This window comes from Planococcus circulans, assembly GCF_020023385.1.
Classification (GTDB): Bacteria; Bacillota; Bacilli; order Bacillales_A; family Planococcaceae; genus Planococcus.
Map to the genome: position 1 here is coordinate 1 of NZ_JAIQCL010000036.1, position 425 is coordinate 425.

Here is a 425-nt window from a genome sequence, read left to right on the forward strand (position 1 = left end):
AATGGTAAAGCCGGCAACATTGGTTGGCATCAAACTCTCCTTCTTCCATAAATTAGTTTTTTTCGGTCTAATTAATTTTTTATAAAGCTTATAATTTTTCTTTAATCGCCTCTTCATTGAAAAAATCCTTATTTTGGCGTCCAGTTCATTGTTCCTTTTCCGATATCCTGTATTCCTTTTATTTTCTCATTTCGAAGAAAAGAACCTTTTTCGGGAGTCCAGTCAATTATTCCATTCTCGAATTCCTGCATGCGCCCACCACCTGGCTGGTCTCGCTCTGCTCCGATTGGGTAACCCAGGGAACTACGTTCCCACCCCAAGTTCTTCCAGTGTTCGCGAATTCCCCCATATACCTCTTGAGCTCCGGTCTTTGGGGTCCAGTAAATGGACTTCTCCGGTTTGCCCGGCTCGTGCAGGGAGCGGAA

General features: G+C 44.0%; 1 protein-coding gene. It reads right to left on the reverse strand.

Going from position 1 to position 425, the window contains the following annotated elements:
• Window positions 1-128 precede the first annotated feature (128 nt).
• A partial coding sequence (locus K8U60_RS18960) for an LGFP repeat-containing protein (RefSeq protein ID WP_223643639.1) occupies window positions 129-425 on the reverse strand: 297 nt, incomplete at its 5' end.